Source organism: Bradyrhizobium sp. MI1.7, from assembly GCF_055811795.1.
The window spans coordinates 32,789-50,234 of the sequence record NZ_JBVVPO010000001.1 but is presented as its reverse complement, the minus strand read 5'-3'; the positions used below and the strand labels follow the sequence as shown (position 1 = coordinate 50,234).

Here is a 17,446-nt window from a genome sequence, read left to right as displayed (position 1 = left end):
CGCGTCGAACGCAACCCGTTTTTGCGTGAGCCTCACGTCAGTGCGAATCGCGGTCGCGCTGCTTCAACTCGTCGAGGAGCTGTTCGAGATGCGTCGGGAGCCGTGGTTCGGGGCGCAGGCTCTGCTGAAGCCGTTCGCCCACCGCATCGCAGATCGAGCGGCTGGTGCGCCGGTCGATCTGTTCGCTGTCATTGGCAAAAAGGCCAGCCATTGTGGGGTTCCGTCTTCTCAAGGTGATGACACGTTACCAAGTCCTTGGCCCCCCAAATGGTTTCGCCGCTCGCGGACATTGCCCGGCACTCTAGTAAAAATTGCATGAAGCCGGGCAATATCCGCCGAAATACAAAGCCCCGGCGCAGGGGAACGCCGGGGCTTCGCTTGGAAGGTACCTGGGGGGCCTAGGTACCTCAGGAAGGTGCTGTCGGGCTCAGTAGCAGCGGTTGATCAGCCGCCAGCGGGGTCCCCAGGGGGTCGGGACCAGCCGGCGCGCGTAGCAGCCGCCATAACCGTAGGAGACGGGGCCGCCGGCATAGAAGCGCGGTCCACCCCAGCCGTGATGCCAGCCACCGCCGCCGCCGTGCCAGCCCCAGCCGCCATGCCAGTGAGCGGAGGCGGAGGTTGGCGCCAGCGCGGCACCCAGCGCAACCGCGGCGACAGCGGCAAGCGAAAGTTTCCTCAACATGGTGATCTCCTAAAGACTGCCGGCGCGGGGCTATCGCGTCGATGGAAAGGCCGCCGAAACGGTCTGCCTGATGATCGGGCCTTCGGTTTCGATAGGCCCGACCTTACGCCGGCGAAGCTGAACCGAACCCTGACGGGGGTTTCAGATTGGGTTCATCTGGATGAAATCGTTGTAATCCATGCTGGAATCCGGGGCGGGCCCTGCGGCGAAGCGCCTGTGAGGCCGTTTTTGCGGTCGCTTGCCGTCCGGCGATGGCGCCGATATAAGCCCGGCAACTCCGAACCACCGCTTTCTTCTCAAGGACAAGATTATGGCCATCGAACGCACTTTCTCGATCATCAAGCCCGATGCGACCGCGCGTAACCTGACCGGTGCGGTCAATGCCGTGATCGAGAAGGCGGGCCTGCGCATCGTCGCGCAGAAGCGCATCCGCATGACCAAGGAACAGGCCGAGACCTTCTATGCCGTGCACAAGGCGCGCCCGTTCTTCGGCGAGCTCGTCGAGTTCATGACCTCGGGCCCCGTGGTGGTCCAGGTGCTGGAAGCCGAGGGCGCCATTGCCAAGTACCGCGACGCGATGGGTGCGACCGATCCGTCCAAGGCCGCCGACGGCACCATCCGCAAGCTCTACGCAAAGTCGATCGGCGAGAATTCCGCTCACGGCTCGGATGCGCCGGAGACCGCTGCGATCGAAATCGCGCAGTTCTTCTCGGGCAACGAGATCGTCGGCTGATCAGCCGATAGGTTAATATCGACGGGGCGAAAGGACGTATTGTGAACTGGCTCTGGCAGATCTTCGATCCCGCAACGATCGGGGCATTCTTCACCCAGTTTCGCAACGAGATGGCCGAACCGACCTTCTGGGTTGCGGTCGCCAAGATCATCTGGATCAACATCCTGCTCTCCGGCGACAACGCGCTGGTGATCGCGCTCGCCTGCCGCGGCCTCAAGCCGCGGCACCGGCTGTGGGGCATGATCTTCGGCGCCGGCGCAGCCGTGCTGCTGCGGATCATCTTCACCGGCATCGTCGCGAGCCTGATGGAGCTACCGTATCTCAAGCTCGTCGGCGGTCTCGCGCTGATCGTGATCGCGGCGAAGCTCCTGGTGCCGGAGAACGAGGACGAGGACGGCGTCGAGTCCGCCTCGCATCTGTGGCAAGCGGTGCAGATCGTCGTCGTCGCCGACATCGTCATGAGTCTCGACAACGTCATTGCGGTGGCCGCCGCCGCCAATGGCAGCGTGCCGCTGCTGATCCTCGGTCTCGCCATCAGCGTGCCGCTGATCGTCGCCGGTGCGGCGCTGATCATGGCGCTGCTCGCAAAGCTGCCGGTCCTGGTCTGGGCGGGTGCAGCGCTGCTCGGCTGGATCTCGGGCGAGGTGATCGCGACCGATCCCGGCATCGCGCCGAAGCTGCACACGCTGTTCGACGGCCCGCTCGGTGCCTCGCTGGACAGCATGCTCGGCGCACTTCGCATCCCGCCCCAATTCGCCCATGGCGGCGGAGGCGGCGAATATCTCTGCGCAGCTCTCGGCGTCGTCGTCGTGCTGGTCGTCGGCAGCATCTGGCGCCGGCGCAGCCTGAGCGCGGCCGCGCTGGAATCCTCCGAGCGCCACGCCAAGGCTTCGGCAGAGTAATCTCTGCGGCATGATCTGGTTTTGCTTGCCTCTTCCCGGCGGGGAGAGGTGTTGCGCGCGATCATTCCGGCAGTCGCCGTCCCCACTGAACCGGTCATCATAGCTCCGCACGCCGGCGAGCATTGCCGCCTCATGGCGGACTCGCGCGTCAAGCGGTCACGCACAGTGCGGTCCGGCACTTCGTGGGTGACCCACAGCGCTCTCAACCTCTGCGCGATTTAGACTTTGACTTATTATAAACTACTGAAAATAAAGGCGTTTTTATTGACTTGGCGGCTCGTGCCGCGGCACGTCGCTCCGGTATTTATTCCTGTCAAACCGGAAGCTGTTGAGAAATGTCTTCGAGTGCCACCTGCCGCCCTGTTGCTATTCTTGCCGCTACCGTCAAATCCCATCCGAAGTTCTCCAGACCGACGGCTTTCGCGGCCTCTCTGGTCTCCATCGCCTTGTTCGGCGACGGCTTCCTTCACCGCACCAGCGCGCAAAGCGCTGCGCCGGAGACGGCGACAGCCTTGCCGGCGGTGACCGTCACTGCCGACGTGCCGAAGCAGCGTGCACGCCCGCGTTTGAACCCAAGTCGAAGGGCGGGCCGTCAAAGCGCGCCCGCGAATGAGCGGGCCAGGATGCAGGCGGAAGCGAAGCCCGCTGCCGCAAGGCCCGGCGCACTCCCGCCCTCCTACTCAGGCGGGCAGGTCGCCCGCGGAGGCCAGATCGGCTTGCTGGGCAACAGGGATTTCATGGACACGCCGTTCAACATCACCAGTTACACGGCGAAGAAAATCGAAGATCAACAGGCCAGCACGATAGCCGACGTCGTCAGCAACGACCCTTCGGTCCGTTTCACCGGTCAGACCGGCGGCATTCTCGACTCCTTCTTCATCCGCGGCTTTCCGATCGGCGAGGGGAATGTCGGAGAAATTGCCTTCAACGGTGTCTACGGTGTTGCGCCGAACTACCGTGTCTTCACCGACTACGTCGAACGGATCGAGATCATCAAGGGCCCGACCGCGCTGCTTTACGGGATGGCCCCGAACAGCAGCGTCGGGGGCACCATCAATATCGTCCCGAAGCGTGCCTCTGATGTCGATCTCACACGGGTTACGACCGACTACGCGACGAACAGCCAGTTCGGCACGCATCTCGACGTCAGCCGACGGTTCGGCGAGAACCGCGAATTCGGAATTCGCGTCAATGGCAGCTATCACAATGGTGATACGCCGCTGGACAACCAGAACCGGGAGGCGCATGTCGGCGCCGCCGCATTCGATTATCGCGGTGAGAAATTCAGAGCATCGCTCGACTTCATCGATCAGGAAGAAAAGTTCGACGCGCCCACGAGACCGTTTCTGGTCGCAACAGGCGTAGCTGTCCCGACCGCGCCGGTCGGGAGGCGCAATGTCACGCAGGCCTGGGAATGGGCTAAGGTTCATGACAACTCGCTGCTGGCGCGCGCCGAATACGATGTGACGGATTCCGTGACGGTGTTCGCCGACGGCGGTGGCGGCAGGACCCAGGTCGATCGCTTGTTCGGCACGCCGACGATCCTGAACGCGGCCGGCAACACCACGTCGACACCGGGACGCTTCAAATTCGATATCGACAGGAATGTCGCTGACGCCGGTGTGCGCGCCCGGTTTGAAACCGGCGCGATCAGTCACGCCGTGAGTTTCCAGGGCAGCTACTACACGGATCAGATCTCACGGGGCTCTGTGTCCGGGACGCCGGTTCTGTCCAACATCTATGCGCCGATCGCCCGTCCTGAGCAGCTCGTTGCTGCTCCCGCGACTGTTCCGAAGCTTTCGGATACCGAATTGACCGGCCTTGCGCTGGCTGACACTTTGTCGGTTTTTCAGGAGCGCCTTCAGCTGACCGTCGGCGTGCGCCAGCAGGGGGTGAAGTCCAACAACTTCAATACCAACACGGGAGCGGTCACGTCCTCCTATGACCAGACGGCGCTCACGCCGATGGTCGGCCTCGTCGTCAAGCCCTGGAGCAACGTTTCGCTCTACACCAACTACATCGAAGGGCTCAGCAAGGGCGACGTCGCACCGACGACCGCGAGCAATCAGGGGGAAGTTCTTGCGCCTTACTTCAGCAAGCAGCACGAGGCAGGCGTCAAGGTCGACTTCGGAATGCTGGCCACCACGATCAGCGTGTTCCAGATCACCAAGCCGTCGGGACAATTGGGCGTCGACAAGATCTTCCGGGCGGACGCCGAACAGCGCAATCGCGGCCTGGAGTTCACCGTATTCGGAGAGGTGCAGCCGGGCATACGGGTCCTTGGCGGCGTGACGTTGATCGATGCGGAGCTGACAAAGACAAGCACGCCAACCAATCTCGGCAAGACGCCGATCGGTGTGCCTCAGGTGCAGGCAAACCTGTCCGCTGAATGGGACACCCCGTTCGCGCCCGGACTGACGCTGGTCGCAAACACCATCTATACGGGACACCAATATCTGGATGCGGCGAACATGCAGGTCGTTCCGGCCTGGACGAGGCTCGACCTGGGTGCCCGCTACAACACGCGGATCAACAACCGGCCGGTGACGCTTCGGGCCCTGGTTCAGAACGTGTTCGATACCAATTACTGGGCTGGCGTGGCGAGCTTCTCCGCATTGTCGCAAGGTGTACCGCGAACCCTGCTATTGTCGATGTCGACGGATTTCTGAGGCGGGTCGGCTTTGACGCGTGCAACGGCGATGTTGCCGGCCCCGAACCTCACCGGACGCGCACGGCGTGGGCTTCTGTGGGCTCATCGATGGCTCGGATTGCTCGGCGGCATCGTCGTGGTGCTGATCGGCCTCACGGGTAGCTTCATCGTCTTCTATCGGGAAATCGACGCCGCCCTGAACCCGGCGCTTTACACTCCCGCAGGTCGGGAACGAGAGGCTACGTTGAGCGAGGTGATGCGCGCGGCCGCGGCAGCGGATCCCGCGCCGATTGCCACGATCCTCGCGCCGGATCGGACCTGGCCGGTCTGGGTCGTGATACATGCGCATGAAACTGCGAAAGGCCGCTACCCGAATCGCTGGACGACCATGGTCGATCCTTCGAACGGGAAGGTGCTCGGGCGGCGTGACTACGTCAACGCGTTCTCCCTCAAGGTTTATCGTCTGCACTACACGCTGCTGCTCTACGAGTGGTGGGGCAAAGAGCTGGTCGGCGTTGTCGGGTTCATGCTGCTCGGCCTGGCCATGTCAGGCGTCATCTTGTGGTGGCCGAGGCCGGGTCGATTCTGGCGATCAGTGTCGGTCCGGAAGGACGTTTCGCTGCTTCGATTTGTTTTCGACGTCCACGGCACGGCCGGCTTTTGGGCGCTGCTCGCGCTCACGGTGATCTCGATGACCGGCGTCGGGATTATTTTTCCCGACGTCGTGCGTCCCATCGTTGGCCTTGTGTCGCAACCGACAGCCGATCCGTCGCCGCGGATCGAAGCGCCGCCCCCCACGGGGACACCGCCGCTATCACCCGATGCGATCATGCGGAGCGCGCAAGCGGCCAAGCCGGGCATGGCGGTTGCCATGCTGAGCCCGCCCACCGAAACGCGCAACACGTGGCGGGTGCAGTTCCGGGCCGCGGGTGCTGATCCCGCGGTACGTGCCCGGGGGGCGATCTGGCTCGATCCATGGAGTGGCGCAGTGGTGCACGATCGCACTTCGGCCGCGATGTCGATGGGGGATCGCTATCTGGCCGAACAGCTCTGGATCCATAACGGCGCGACGTTCGGGCTGATCGGGCGCCTGTTCGTGTTCGCAACCGGCTTCGCACCTCTCGCCCTGTTCATCAGCGGCGCGATCATGTGGCTCAAGAAGCGTCCAGGGAGGATTAGGACCGGCTGGCGAGTCTAGCGCCGCACGATCGAGCCGGAGCGGCCGATCAGGCGGGCGAGGGCGCGGAAGCGGCTGCCGACGCGGTCGGCGACGAGGTCGACGAGCCGGTGCTCGAACACCAGCATCAGATTGCGGCCCTGGCTGCGGAAATGCGTGGCCGGCAGCACACCCGGACGTGCCGCCGAGATCAGATGGGCGACGCGGAACGCCGCGCCCAGCAGACGGGCGCGTTCGAGCTGGGCAGGTGTCAGCAGCTCCTGCATGGTCACCGGCGGCTGGTTCTCCTCGCTCAGGCCCGCATAGCGGTAGAACACGGACAGGCCGACGAAGGCGCGCTCGGTGTGGGTGATTGCGCCGAAATTGCCGTTGACGACCAAGCTCAGCGTCTGCTCGCCGCGATGGTCGGGATGCACGCGCCAGCCGATGTCGGAGAGCAGGCACGCGGTGTGGCGCAAGCGGCGGTCCTCTTCGGTCTCGCGCAGCTTCACCACGCGCGCGAGGCGGTCGGTCCAGGCGATCAGCTCGCGGGCGTGCTTTGCCGAACGCGACAGCAGCTGATTGAGCTCTTCCGCGGCGCAGATCAGCCCGTCCTTGTTGCGCTCGGATTCCGACAGCTTCTCGTGCAAGAGGCCCTCGCGCACGCCGAAGGTCGAGAACACGATGGACTTGGGTTTCGCCACGCGGATGATGTGCTCGAGCACCAGCGCCGCATAGGTAAGGAGCGGGCGCCTGGCATCCGCGACGATCTCGATGTCGGCCAGCATGTCGGCGGCCGCAAGCCGGCGGAGACGACGCGAAAAGTCGAGCGCTTCAGCTGCGGAAATGGAGTAGCCGTGCATCACCTGGAGCGGATAGCCGCTCTGGATGATGTGGATGCGCGCGAGCGCGCGCCAGGTGCCGCCGACGGCGTAGAAGGTGCGGCCGCGGCCGGCGGTGAGCTGCGGCACCTCGTCGAGCTCCTCGCGCACGATACGGTCGGCGCGCTTGAGCGATTTGTGCGCGAGGTCCTGGAGCGCGAGGCCGCCGAGCGGCAGCGTCACGCCGCTGCGCACGCTGTTCTTGCGCACGTCGATCAGCTCGAGCGAGCCGCCGCCGAGATCGCCGACGATGCCGTCGGGATGATGGATGCCGGAGATCACGCCGAGCGCCGACAGCCGCGCCTCGCGCGGGCCCGACAGGATCTCGATCTTCACGGCGCAGATGCGCTCGGCTTTCGCGATGAAGTCGGGGCCGTTGGAGGCATCGCGGCAGGCTGCGGTCGCAATCGCAAACACGCGACCGACCTGCATGACGCGGCACAGCGCCCGGAACCGCTTCAGCGAGGTCAGCGCCTTGTCGACGGCATCGGGAGCAAGCAGGCCCGTGCTCTGCACCTCGCGCCCGAGGCCGCACAGCGTCTTCTCGTTGAAGATCGGAATGAGGCTCCGCGTCAGTCCCTCGTAGACGACGAGACGGACAGAGTTGGAACCGATATCGATGACCGCGACGCTCGAGCCGCGCTTACGCGGCCGCTTCACGTCCTCGATCCCGGATCAAGATTGATGACGTTCATTACGGCGCGTGAGACGGCGCGGCGAGGATTCCTTGAGCGACTTTCCACGGCCAGATAGACTCGGATTTGTCATGAAGTAGTTGTGGACGTTGAAAGGCTCCTCGCCCTTCGCGGTCTTCATACGCGTCGAGGACCCGTCCGGCAACAATTGCCAGCTCTGCTCATTGTCCTTCAGATTCGCGACCATGATCTGTTCGAGAACCTGCTGATGCACCGTGGGATTTTGCAGCGGACACAGCACCTCGACGCGGCGGTCGAGGTTGCGTGGCATCATGTCGGCCGAGGAGATATACACAGCCGCTTTCGCGCTCGGCAGGCCCTGGCCCATGCCGAAACAGTAGATTCGGCCGTGTTCCAGGAAGCGCCCGATGATCGACTTGACGCGGATGTTCTCCGACAGGCCTGGAATGCCGGGCCTGAGGCAGCAGATGCCGCGCACGACGAGCTCGACCTGGACGCCGGCTTGTGAGGCCTCGTAGAGCGCGTCGATGATGTCGGGGTCGACCAGCGCATTCATCTTCATCCAGACCGCGCCGGGGCGGCCATGCCGCGCATGCGCGGTCTCGCCTTGGATGTGCTCGATGATGCGCTTGCGCAACGTCAGCGGCGACACCGCCATCTTTTCCAGATCGCTCGGCGCGGCATAACCGGTGATGAAATTGAACACGCGCGCGGCGTCGCGGCCGATGGTCGGATCCGAGGTGAAGTAGGAGAGGTCGGTGTAGATACGTGCGGTGACGGGGTGATAATTGCCGGTGCCGGTGTGGACGTAGGTGGTGAGGCCGCCGCCCTCGCGGCGCACCACCATCGAGAGCTTCGCGTGCGTCTTCAGTTCGAGGAAGCCGTAGACGACCTGCACGCCGGCGCGTTCGAGGTCGCGGGCCCAGCGGATGTTGGCCTCCTCGTCGAAGCGCGCCTTCAATTCGATCAGCGCGGTGACGGACTTGCCGGCTTCGGCGGCTTCCGCCAGCGTGCGCACAATCGGGGAGTTGTTGGAGGTGCGGTAGAGCGTCTGCTTGATCGCGACGACATCGGGATCGCGGGCGGCCTGCTGCAGGAACTGCACCACCACGTCGAAGGATTCGTAGGGATGATGGACGACGAGGTCCTTCTGCCGGATCGCGGCAAAGATGTCGCCGCCATGCTCGCGCACGCGCTCGGGATGGCGCGGTACGTAAGGGGTGAATTCGAGATCGGGCCGGTCGAGGCGGGTGAGCTGCGAGAGCTCGTTCATGGCGAGCACGCCGTCGACCAGGAAGACCTCGTCGTCGGCGGCCGACAGCGCATGCTGCACGAAGCTGCGCAGCTCCTCCGGCATCTTGCCGTCGATCTCGAGCCGGATCACCGACCCGCGGCGGCGGCGCTTCAGAGCGGTCTCGAACAGGCGGACGAGGTCTTCGGCCTCTTCCTCGATTTCGAGCTCGGAGTCGCGGATGATGCGGAAGGCGCCCTGGCCGTGGAGATTGTAGCCGGGGAACAGGCGGTTGATGAACAGCCCGGTCGCCTGCTCGAGCGAGATCAGCCGCACGACCTTGCCCTCGGCCGGCAACCGGATGAAGCGGTCGATCTTGCCGGGCATACGAATCAGCGCGTTCATCTGCTTGCCGTCGGCGGCGCGCGTCAGCTGGAGCGCGATGGTGAAGCCGAGGCTCGGAATGAACGGGAAGGGGTGAGCCGGGTCGATCGCGAGCGGGGTCAGCAGCGGAAACACGTTGTTGAGGAAGTAGTCCTCGATCCAGGTCCGTTCCGCCTTGGTGACGTCCTTGCCGTCGACCAGCACGATGCCGACGTCGGCCAGCGTGCCGCGCAGGTCGCGCCAGATCGCCTGCTGGTCGGAGGCAAGCTGCGAGACGGTGCGGTTGATCAGCGCGAGCTGCTCGGACGGCGTCAGGCCGTCGGGGCTGCGCTCGGCGATGCCCTCGCGGATCTGGGCCTTGATGCCGGCGACGCGGACCATGAAGAACTCGTCGAGGTTATTCGCTGAAATCGACAGGAATCGCACCCGCTCCAGCATGGGGTGGCTGGGATTGACCGCTTCCTCGAGGACGCGGCGGTTGAAGTGCAGCCAGGAGAGCTCGCGATTGATGAAGCGCTCGGGACTTGAGGCAATCGCTGGCAGGCCCTCGGTCTCCGGGGCTTTTTCTTTAATTTCAACAGCTTGCGCAGAGTCCATCAGAAGTCGATCCATCCAGTTCGCCCCAATTTGCGACTTATGCGCAAAACCGGCGGGAGCATGTGTTAGTCCGATGACGTTTCGATGACATTGATGTTCCGCCGCTGCGCCGCGTCAAGCGGCCTTGGAGCCAGGGCGGAAGGGTCAGGCGTCCCGAAGCAGCTCGGCGGCCAGCGCCCGCGTGACGGGGCGACCGAGGCGCAGGGCCTCGCTGTCGAGCAGCTCAACGGCCTCCCGTGCGGCCGCCGAAGAGCGCTCCAGGCGGGTAGCGAGGTAGCTGACCACGCTCTCATCCACGGCGAGCTGGCGGTCGGCGCAGAACTTGACGATCAGGCCGCGGAAGAGCTGGTCGTCGGGCGGCAGCAGCGAGATCACAGGCACCGCGCGCAGCCGCGAGCGCAGGTCGCGCAGCTCGATCTCGAGCGACGCCGGTACCTCGCGGCCGGTGAAGAGCAGGTAGGCCCCATCCTCGCGGGCGAGGTTCATCAGATGAAACAGGGCCCGCTCGTCGAGCTCTTTTGCCCTGAGATCCTCGACCACCAGCGCGCCGGTGGCGAGCGCGCCCGGGACGTTTTCGGCGGTCAGCCCATTGGCTGTGGTCGAGCGGGCGCCGGAAGCCTCGGCCCAGATCGCGGCGAGATGGCTCTTGCCGCTTCCTTCCGGGCCGGCCAGCCACATGATCCGGTTCGGCCATTCAGGCCAGGCGTCGATGAGGGCAAGACCGGCTTCGTTGGCGGGGCCTTCGAGGAAATTATCCCGGCTGAGGCTTTCCGCGTGCGGAAGCGAGAATGCCAATTGTCGGGGATGAACGCGGCCTGCCACGCTTGCTGTGCTCCGTGCCGGCACGCCGGCTTCGTTTGAAGAGATTCGACGTCATCGAGCGGGAGTTGGCCTTTTGCGGGGCCGCATCCCGGCTCATTTGGCCTCGATCGTGCTACTTGGCTTCGATCGTACTCATGTGCCGCAGCCACTCGACGAGATAGAGCGACACGGAAGAGAGCGTGAAGACCGTGACGAGGCCCATCAGGATCATATCATAAGGCGCCGGTTTGAAGCCGAAGGCCAGGGAGGCCAGCACCAGCGCCGCATAGGCCACCTGGGCGGCGGTGTTGAGCTTCGACACCTTCGACGGCTTCATCTCGACCGGCTTGTCGAACAGCCAGGACACGATCACGGCGGCGACGATCATGATGTCGCGCGACACCACCAGGATCACGATCCAGCGCGGGATGTCGCCCCAGATCCCCAGTGCCAGATAGATCGAGACCAGCAGCGCCTTGTCCGCGAGCGGATCGAGCAGGGCGCCGAGCTCGCTCGTCATGTTGAAGCGCTTGGCGAGGAAGCCGTCGACCGCGTCGCTGACGCCGGCAATGAGGAAGACGGCGAACGCAACCTCCATTTGGCTCGACACGATGGCCCAGACGATGATTGGGACCAGCATGATGCGGCCCAGGGTAATGATATTCGGAATACTCACGCGGCGCTTCCTGGCACCCGGCCTGACCTCGAATCCGGCCCGTTTGAAGGCTGAACCGGTTGATATCTACATAGTATAGGGCGGGGCGCCACGCTTGCCATTGCGCGTCCCCGGAATTCGACGTAACCAGCCGCAAACCCACTGGAAATCGGGCATGACCGACCGCAAAAACGGCCTCACTTACGCCGATTCAGGCGTCGATATCGACGCGGGCAACCGCCTGGTCGATCTGATCAAGCCGTTGGTGCGCGCCACCGCGCGGCCCGGCGCCGACGCCGAGATTGGCGGATTCGGCGGCCTGTTCGACCTAAAGGCGGCCGGTTTCAAGGACCCCGTCCTGGTCGCCGCCACCGACGGGGTCGGCACCAAGGTCAAGATCGCGATCGAGACCGGCCTGCATGGCGGGATCGGCATCGACCTCGTCGCCATGAGCGTCAACGACCTCGTGGTACAGGGCGCCGAGCCGTTGTTCTTCCTCGACTATTTCGCCTGCGGCAAGCTCGACCCGGAGGCGACCGCCTCGATCGTCGCCGGTGTCGCCGAAGGCTGCCGCGAATCCGGCTGCGCCCTGATCGGGGGCGAAACCGCCGAGATGCCCGGCCTCTACAAGGACGGCGACTACGACCTCGGCGGCTTTGCCGTCGGCGCCGCCGAGCGCGGTACCTTGTTGCCGCGCAAGGACATCGCCGCGGGGGATGCCGTGATTGGCCTTGCCTCGTCCGGCGTGCACTCCAACGGCTTCTCGCTGGTGCGCAAGATCGTCGAGCAGTCCGGCCTCAGCTTCGAGGCGCCGGCCCCGTTCGCGCCGGTCATGACGCTCGGCGGCGCGCTGCTGACGCCGACACGGCTCTACGTCAAATCCTGCCTGCGTGCGATCCGCGAGACCGGCGCGGTGAAGGGGCTTGCCCACATCACCGGCGGCGGTTTCACCGACAACATCCCACGCGTGCTGCCGAGCCATCTTGGCGTCGGCATCGATCTGGCGCGCCTGCCGGTGCTGCCGGTGTTCAAATGGCTGGCTGCCCAAGCCGGCATCGCCGAGCTCGAGATGCTGCGCACCTTCAACTGCGGCATCGGCATGATCGCGATCGTCGAGCCCGACAAGGTCGATCAGGTCGTGCAGGTCTTCAGCGATGCCGGTGAGACGGTGGCGCAGCTCGGTACCGTGATTCCGGCCGAGGGCGAGCACCGCGTCGTCTACAACGGCCACCTCGACCTGGCACTGTGATGACTGGCGCTGTGATGAAGCGCCGCGTCGCCATCCTGATCTCCGGCCGCGGCTCCAACATGTCCGCGCTGATCAGGGCCGCTGCCGCAGCGGAGTTTCCGGCGGAAATCTCGCTCGTCATCTCGAACAAGGCCGACGCGCTCGGCCTCGAACGGGCCAAGGCGAGCGGCGTCAAAACGCTGGTGATTGAGAGCAAGCCGTTCGGCAAGGACCGCGCCGGCTTCGAAAAGCTGCTGCAGGCCGCGCTCGACCAGCACGGCATCGAGCTGATCTGTCTCGGCGGCTTCATGCGCCTGTTCACGGCCGAGTTCACCAAGGCCTGGTACGGGCGGATGCTCAACATCCATCCCTCGCTGCTGCCGTCGTTCCCAGGTTTGGACCCGCATGGTCAAGCTTTGCGCGCCGGCGTCAAACTGTCAGGCGCGACAGTGCACTTCGTGATCCCCGAGACCGATGCCGGTCCGATCGTGATGCAGGGTGCGGTCCCCGTCAGCGACCACGACACGGGCGCTACGCTGTCGGAGCGCATTCTCGAGGTGGAGCATCGCATCTATCCGGAAGCGTTGCGGCTGCTTGCGACCGGCAAGGTTCGGATCGAGGGCGATGTGTGCAGGACGGACGGAAGCGGGCCCTCGGAGAATTTCCTGGTATCGCCGGTGGTGCGCTGAAGCGCCGTCGCACCGTGTTTCGTCTTCGCAAACAAAATCCCCCGGCAGAGCCGGGGGCATCGTCATGATCTCTCGCGCGAAGCTTTGAGAGAAATCAGGAGACCTTGAGGTTCTCCGCGGATGCTTTGCCGCGGTTCTCCACGAGGTCGTATTCAACCACCTGGTTCTCATTAAGGGTCGAGAGTCCGGCACGCTCGACGGCCGAGATATGGACGAACACGTCCTTATCGCTGCCGTTCGGCTTGATGAACCCATAGCCCTTGGTCGGGTTGAACCATTTGACGGTGCCCTTTTGCGGCATCGCTCATCTCCTCCACTAGATACAAAAAAGACGCGGCCGCAGTTTCGCGTGCCACGCCACAAACGGGCTTCCGATAGTCTGTTCGAGTCTCAATGTCGCGAAACGCACAGCCGAGCGGCCAATTCCGATTGTGTCCAATATTGCAACATGAAATTCGCGCGTTAGCAAGCGGCGCACGGCTTTCAAGATCGCGGCGGGTGTCGCTGTCTGCTATTTGCGACCTGTGGCAAGGGAACCACAATCGAGGCAATAGCCCCGCTCCAGCGCGCCAACCGGTTGACCCTGCGTGGCAGTTCGGCACAAATCGCCGCAAGCGCGCGCCGTTCGTGTTGCATTTTTGCGCTCCGCCACTTTGCTTCGGGATTAGTCGTCATGCGCTGCGCGTTGCAGCTCTCCGGGACACGGCAGACGGTCGGGCTGGGCCGTGTCCGCCGGATCGCGGCTGCGCTCGTCATGGCGCTTGGACTCGTCGTGATGATGTCTGCGACATCAGCCTTCGCGCAGAGTCCGACGCCCACGCCGACCCCGACCCCGACACCCACGGCGTCACCGACCCCCATGCCGACCGCGACCAATTACGACCAGTCGGCCGGCAACAGTGCGCTCAATCTTGGGTCCAATTTCCTGGAGCGGCTCGGCAACCAGGCCTCTGGCGGCGTCAACCGCGCATCGCGCACCAATCCCGGTGGGGGCGGTGCCTCGGCGAGCACGGAGGATCCGCTCTACCGCACCTGGTTCGAAGGCTATGGCATCTCGGTCCGGACCGACGCGCAAGGCGACTTCGTCGGCGACAAGCGCAAGACCTTTGGCGGCGTCGCCGGCTTCGGCGCGCGGGTCGCGCCGGGCGTCAATCTCGGCTTCTCCGTCGACCAGAGCCATACCGACATCGACGTGCCGCTGGCGCTCCAGTCGGCGACGCTTGACCTGACGCAAATCGGTTTCAACGGCTCGGTCGACAAGGGACCGTGGACCTGGGCGTTCGCGGTGGTGCACGGTTTCGGCAAGGTCCGTTCCAGCAGGGACACCGGCGTTGGTCTTGCGACCGCGGGTTATCGTGCTGCGATCGACGGTGGCCTGACCGAGATCAGCTACTACTGGACCAAGGACCAGATGCGCATCGTGCCCAAGGGCGCGCTCGAATATGTGCGCGCCACCAGCGCTGCGTTCCAGGAGGCCGGAGGGCTCGATCCATTGAACGTCGGCTCCTCGGCACTCTCACGCGCACGCGTAATGATCGGCGCGGAGATCGGGCGCTACTTCATCTACGACCAGAAGATCCTGGACCTGTCGGCCTACGGCAAGTTCGTCGACAATTTCTACCAGAACCTGGGATCGGTGCAGGTCAGCCTGGGCACCCAGAGCATCGTCGTTCCCGGCATCGGGGAGAGCCGTTACGGCATGGATGCCGGCGCCTCGGCCTCGCTCAGCCTCACCAGCGTCGCGCGGCTCTACATCAACTATGATGGTAAGTTCCGCAACGAGCTGACGTCGCACCAAGGCACGGTCGGCTTCGAATACAGATGGTGAGGGCGAAGTGCCCCCTTCGCCTAAGTTGGCGTTGCCGCGACATAACCCGTTAGCCCAAAGCCCTCGCGCGCGGCCGTCATCATTGGCACCAGCGCATTCGGATGGATGAACTCGTCGCGGAAGCAGGGATAGGTCTTGGCATCGAAGATCTTCTTCAGCCAGTCGACCACGATCTTGTGGCGCTCGGAGTTGCGGAATTCCTTGTGATAGGTGAGCCAGAGATCGGCGTGGTGGCTGACACCGAGATCGACGGCAACGAGCGGTGCGCCGAGCGCGATCGACACGGTCGGCAGGAAGCCGATGCCGGCGCCGCGCTCCACCGCATAGAGCACGCCGACCGAGGAGTTGGTCTTGATTCCGACGATGCCTTCGAGCGACTTCAGTCCAAGCACGCGGGCGTAGGCGCCGTCGTCGACCTGCGGCGCGCTCTGCTTGATGATGCGATGGTTCTTCAACTCGGCGAGGGACGCCGGCACGCCGTAGAGGTTCTCGTATTCCCTGGAGACGAAGGGATAGATGTGCAGGCGGCCGAGCTTGGCGACGATCAGGTCGGGATTGGTCGGCGGCTCGAGCTGGATCGCGATGTCGGATTCAAGCCGGGCGACGTCGGCCTGCTCCATCGCGCAGCGCAGATCGACGGTGATCTTGCGATAGGTCTTCTGGAAATCGATCAGCCGCGGCAGGATCCAGAAATTGCCGGGGCCTTCCGTCACCGCGACGCGCACGGTGCCTGACGTGTCGTTCGACGATCGCGAGGCACGCCGGAAGACGTTGAAGGCATGACGCTCCATATGCGCGACGTCGGCGATCATCGCGGCGCCTTCATCGCTGAGCGTCAGTCCGCTCTGGTCGCGCAGGAACAGCTTGCAGTCGATGCTCTCTTCGAGCCGGTCGATCCTGCGCATCAGCGTGGTGGAGGTGAGGCCGAGTTCTTCGGCCGCGTTGCGGAAACTTTTATATTTTGCGCACGCTAAAAAGAGTTTCAAATCGTCCCAGGACGCGTCCAGGGCTTCTTCACGGTGCTGCATCAAAGCAGCACCCCGGTGCAATAACTGCTGCATACGCCAGATCCCCAACCGCTAAGGTCATCGTCATAGCGGGGCACTAAATCCTCGGACGATAGAGGGGTGACATGAGTATGGAAAGGGGCTCCTTTGCCGCAAGGCATGATTTCGATGCATTGCCGCTCAGTCCGGACGTCGATGTCCGATGTGCGCAATCTTCCGAAATTGCTGCGCTTTCCGACATGGCGCACCGGCTGGTGCCGGGTGTGCAGATCGGAACGGCAGAGCTTGCACGATATTTCACGTTCGATCCTCAGAGCATCCTGACGTTCAGTCGCAAGGGCAATCTGGTCGGCGGCATGGCCTTCTTGTTCCTCAACGACCGCGGACATGATGCGCTGCTGCTCGACGAGATCTGCCTGACCGCACCCGAGACGCGCTATCTCGCTTCCGCGAAGGAAGACGTTGCAGCGATCTACATCTGGGCGATCGCGGCGACGGGCCGCGGTATCGCCGGTCTCGGCAAGGCCGCGGCTCATCTACGTCAGGTAAGGTTTCGCGGCGCGGATTGCTATGCGCAGCCGTCAACCGTGGCCGGACGCGACATCATGAAGGCGACGGGATTCGACCCCGTCCCGAGCTTCCAGCCCGATCTCTGGTGTTACGAGCGGCCCTGGCATCGGCAGCCGATGCGGATGCCGGGCGCGATCATCCAAACAAGGAGTTTTGCAGATGCACGGCACTAGGATTCCCCTCGCCAAGCCCGACTCCCGCGCCATCACCATTCGCCTCGCGCGCGATCCCAACGACCTCATGCTGGTCACCGCCATTCGCGCGGCGGTCTATCTCGCCGAGCAGGATTGTCCGTTCGACGAGGAGTTCGACGGCAACGACATGGTCGCAGCGCACTTCATCGGTTACGTCGGCAACGAGCCTGCGGGTTGCCTGCGGGTACGCTTCTTCGGGGATTTCGCCAAGGTGGAGCGGCTCGCGGTGCGTCATCAATATCGGCGCTCGCGCGTCTCGTTCAAGCTGGTCCAGGCGAGCGTCGACTATGTGAAGCGCAAGGGCTTTCGCAAGATCTACGGCCAGGCGCAGGACCGGCTGGTCGATTTCTGGGCTCATTTCGGCGCCAAGCCGCTCGGTCACAACCGCAAGATCACCTTCTCGGATTTCTCCTACACGGAGATGCTGCTGGAGATCGAGCCGGGGCCGGACGCCATCACGCTGGACAGCGATCCCTATGTGATCATTCGCCCCGAGGGCGATTGGGACCGGCCCGGCGTGCTCGACGCATCCGCGGGGCGGGCGGTGACCTCGCCGCTACGGGACCTCGCACTCGCCGATCACTGAAATTGGTGCAGCTCTG

At 64.1% G+C, this 17,446-nt stretch carries 17 protein-coding genes; 9 read left to right on the top strand and 8 right to left on the bottom strand.

The features are described 5' to 3' along the window. Positions 1-37: 37 nt before the first annotated feature. Positions 38-211, bottom strand: coding sequence for a hypothetical protein (locus AC0L3X_RS00225; protein ID WP_166096073.1), 174 nt, complete (start codon positions 209-211; stop codon positions 38-40). 216 nt (positions 212-427) lie between these two features. Next, the gene (locus AC0L3X_RS00220; RefSeq protein WP_038931848.1) at positions 428-682 is read right to left on the bottom strand and encodes a hypothetical protein; all 255 of its coding nucleotides are present in this window, start codon (positions 680-682) and stop codon (positions 428-430) included. A 310-nt stretch (positions 683-992) separates the two neighbouring features. Here AC0L3X_RS00220 and ndk point away from each other — a divergent pair, with 310 nt between their 5' ends. From ndk to AC0L3X_RS00200, 4 genes are all read left to right on the top strand, one after another. Then, positions 993-1,415 carry a nucleoside-diphosphate kinase gene (gene ndk / locus AC0L3X_RS00215; RefSeq protein WP_027535388.1) on the top strand — a complete coding sequence of 141 codons (423 nt, stop codon included), beginning with the start codon at positions 993-995 and terminating at the stop codon, positions 1,413-1,415. Between the two features lie 41 nt (positions 1,416-1,456). Further along, a complete protein-coding gene (locus AC0L3X_RS00210) occupies positions 1,457-2,317 on the top strand; it encodes a TerC family protein (RefSeq protein WP_063983672.1) in 861 nt (286 codons plus the stop codon). A gap of 623 nt (positions 2,318-2,940) precedes the next feature. Next, positions 2,941-4,986 carry a TonB-dependent receptor gene (locus tag AC0L3X_RS00205; protein ID WP_084795378.1) on the top strand — a complete coding sequence of 682 codons (2,046 nt, stop codon included), beginning with the start codon at positions 2,941-2,943 and terminating at the stop codon, positions 4,984-4,986. 30 nt (positions 4,987-5,016) lie between these two features. After that, complete coding sequence (locus tag AC0L3X_RS00200) at positions 5,017-6,165, top strand: PepSY-associated TM helix domain-containing protein (protein WP_354076017.1); 1,149 nt, start codon at positions 5,017-5,019, stop codon at positions 6,163-6,165. On the opposite strand, the gene ppx is transcribed toward AC0L3X_RS00200, so the two are convergent. The 4 genes from ppx to AC0L3X_RS00180 all read right to left on the bottom strand — a co-directional run bounded on the left by ppx (position 6,162) and on the right by AC0L3X_RS00180 (position 11,349). Then, complete coding sequence (gene ppx, locus AC0L3X_RS00195) at positions 6,162-7,664, bottom strand: exopolyphosphatase (RefSeq protein WP_041957841.1); 1,503 nt, start codon at positions 7,662-7,664, stop codon at positions 6,162-6,164. The two genes, AC0L3X_RS00200 and ppx, sit on opposite strands and share 4 nt — an antisense overlap. A gap of 15 nt (positions 7,665-7,679) precedes the next feature. Beyond that, positions 7,680-9,872: an RNA degradosome polyphosphate kinase gene (locus AC0L3X_RS00190; RefSeq protein ID WP_063983670.1), complete on the bottom strand. Its 2,193-nt coding sequence runs from the start codon at positions 9,870-9,872 to the stop codon at positions 7,680-7,682. A 144-nt stretch (positions 9,873-10,016) separates the two neighbouring features. Beyond that, positions 10,017-10,694 (bottom strand): P-loop NTPase family protein, encoded by a 678-nt coding sequence (locus tag AC0L3X_RS00185; protein ID WP_063986416.1) that lies wholly within the window; start codon positions 10,692-10,694, stop codon positions 10,017-10,019. Between the two features lie 112 nt (positions 10,695-10,806). Next, positions 10,807-11,349 carry a CDP-alcohol phosphatidyltransferase family protein gene (locus AC0L3X_RS00180; RefSeq protein WP_063983669.1) on the bottom strand — a complete coding sequence of 181 codons (543 nt, stop codon included), beginning with the start codon at positions 11,347-11,349 and terminating at the stop codon, positions 10,807-10,809. A 154-nt stretch (positions 11,350-11,503) separates the two neighbouring features. On the opposite strand from AC0L3X_RS00180, the gene purM reads away from it, so the two are divergent. Together purM and purN are read left to right on the top strand one after the other, a co-directional pair. Next, the gene (purM, locus tag AC0L3X_RS00175) at positions 11,504-12,577 is read left to right on the top strand and encodes a phosphoribosylformylglycinamidine cyclo-ligase (RefSeq protein WP_063983668.1); all 1,074 of its coding nucleotides are present in this window, start codon (positions 11,504-11,506) and stop codon (positions 12,575-12,577) included. A gap of 14 nt (positions 12,578-12,591) precedes the next feature. Beyond that, complete coding sequence (purN, locus tag AC0L3X_RS00170) at positions 12,592-13,245, top strand: phosphoribosylglycinamide formyltransferase (RefSeq protein ID WP_063983667.1); 654 nt, start codon at positions 12,592-12,594, stop codon at positions 13,243-13,245. Between the two features lie 94 nt (positions 13,246-13,339). Here purN and AC0L3X_RS00165 read toward each other — a convergent pair whose 3' ends face one another. Beyond that, positions 13,340-13,546, bottom strand: coding sequence for a cold-shock protein (locus AC0L3X_RS00165; protein WP_007591938.1), 207 nt, complete (start codon positions 13,544-13,546; stop codon positions 13,340-13,342). A 372-nt stretch (positions 13,547-13,918) separates the two neighbouring features. Between AC0L3X_RS00165 and AC0L3X_RS00160 the strand changes: the two genes are divergently transcribed. Then, on the top strand, positions 13,919-15,073 hold the full coding sequence (locus tag AC0L3X_RS00160) for an autotransporter outer membrane beta-barrel domain-containing protein (protein ID WP_283018685.1): 1,155 nt from the start codon (positions 13,919-13,921) through the stop codon (positions 15,071-15,073). 20 nt (positions 15,074-15,093) lie between these two features. On the opposite strand, the gene AC0L3X_RS00155 is transcribed toward AC0L3X_RS00160, so the two are convergent. Beyond that, on the bottom strand, positions 15,094-16,134 hold the full coding sequence (locus tag AC0L3X_RS00155) for a LysR family transcriptional regulator (RefSeq protein WP_071914600.1): 1,041 nt from the start codon (positions 16,132-16,134) through the stop codon (positions 15,094-15,096). 71 nt (positions 16,135-16,205) lie between these two features. On the opposite strand from AC0L3X_RS00155, the gene AC0L3X_RS00150 reads away from it, so the two are divergent. Then, positions 16,206-16,823 (top strand): hypothetical protein, encoded by a 618-nt coding sequence (locus AC0L3X_RS00150; protein ID WP_063983665.1) that lies wholly within the window; start codon positions 16,206-16,208, stop codon positions 16,821-16,823. Continuing rightward, complete coding sequence (locus AC0L3X_RS00145) at positions 16,810-17,430, top strand: GNAT family N-acetyltransferase (protein WP_063983664.1); 621 nt, start codon at positions 16,810-16,812, stop codon at positions 17,428-17,430. The genes AC0L3X_RS00150 and AC0L3X_RS00145 overlap by 14 nt, the downstream gene beginning before the upstream one ends. Positions 17,431-17,446 lie beyond the last annotated feature (16 nt).

Bases quoted from the DNA above. Each gene is read 5' to 3' on its own strand.
- AC0L3X_RS00225 (WP_166096073.1), bottom strand. From the start codon at position 211: ATGGCTGGCCTTTTTGCCAATGACAGCGAACAGATCGACCGGCGCACC.
- AC0L3X_RS00220 (WP_038931848.1), bottom strand. From the start codon at position 682: ATGTTGAGGAAACTTTCGCTTGCCGCTGTCGCCGCGGTTGCGCTGGGT.
- ndk (WP_027535388.1), top strand. From the start codon at position 993: ATGGCCATCGAACGCACTTTCTCGATCATCAAGCCCGATGCGACCGCG.
- AC0L3X_RS00205 (WP_084795378.1), top strand. From the start codon at position 2,941: ATGCAGGCGGAAGCGAAGCCCGCTGCCGCAAGGCCCGGCGCACTCCCG.
- AC0L3X_RS00200 (WP_354076017.1), top strand. From the start codon at position 5,017: ATGTTGCCGGCCCCGAACCTCACCGGACGCGCACGGCGTGGGCTTCTG.
- AC0L3X_RS00190 (WP_063983670.1), bottom strand. From the start codon at position 9,872: ATGGACTCTGCGCAAGCTGTTGAAATTAAAGAAAAAGCCCCGGAGACC.
- purM (WP_063983668.1), top strand. From the start codon at position 11,504: ATGACCGACCGCAAAAACGGCCTCACTTACGCCGATTCAGGCGTCGAT.
- purN (WP_063983667.1), top strand. From the start codon at position 12,592: ATGAAGCGCCGCGTCGCCATCCTGATCTCCGGCCGCGGCTCCAACATG.
- AC0L3X_RS00165 (WP_007591938.1), bottom strand. From the start codon at position 13,546: ATGCCGCAAAAGGGCACCGTCAAATGGTTCAACCCGACCAAGGGCTAT.
- AC0L3X_RS00160 (WP_283018685.1), top strand. From the start codon at position 13,919: ATGCGCTGCGCGTTGCAGCTCTCCGGGACACGGCAGACGGTCGGGCTG.
- AC0L3X_RS00155 (WP_071914600.1), bottom strand. From the start codon at position 16,134: ATGCAGCAGTTATTGCACCGGGGTGCTGCTTTGATGCAGCACCGTGAA.
- AC0L3X_RS00150 (WP_063983665.1), top strand. From the start codon at position 16,206: ATGAGTATGGAAAGGGGCTCCTTTGCCGCAAGGCATGATTTCGATGCA.
- AC0L3X_RS00145 (WP_063983664.1), top strand. From the start codon at position 16,810: ATGCACGGCACTAGGATTCCCCTCGCCAAGCCCGACTCCCGCGCCATC.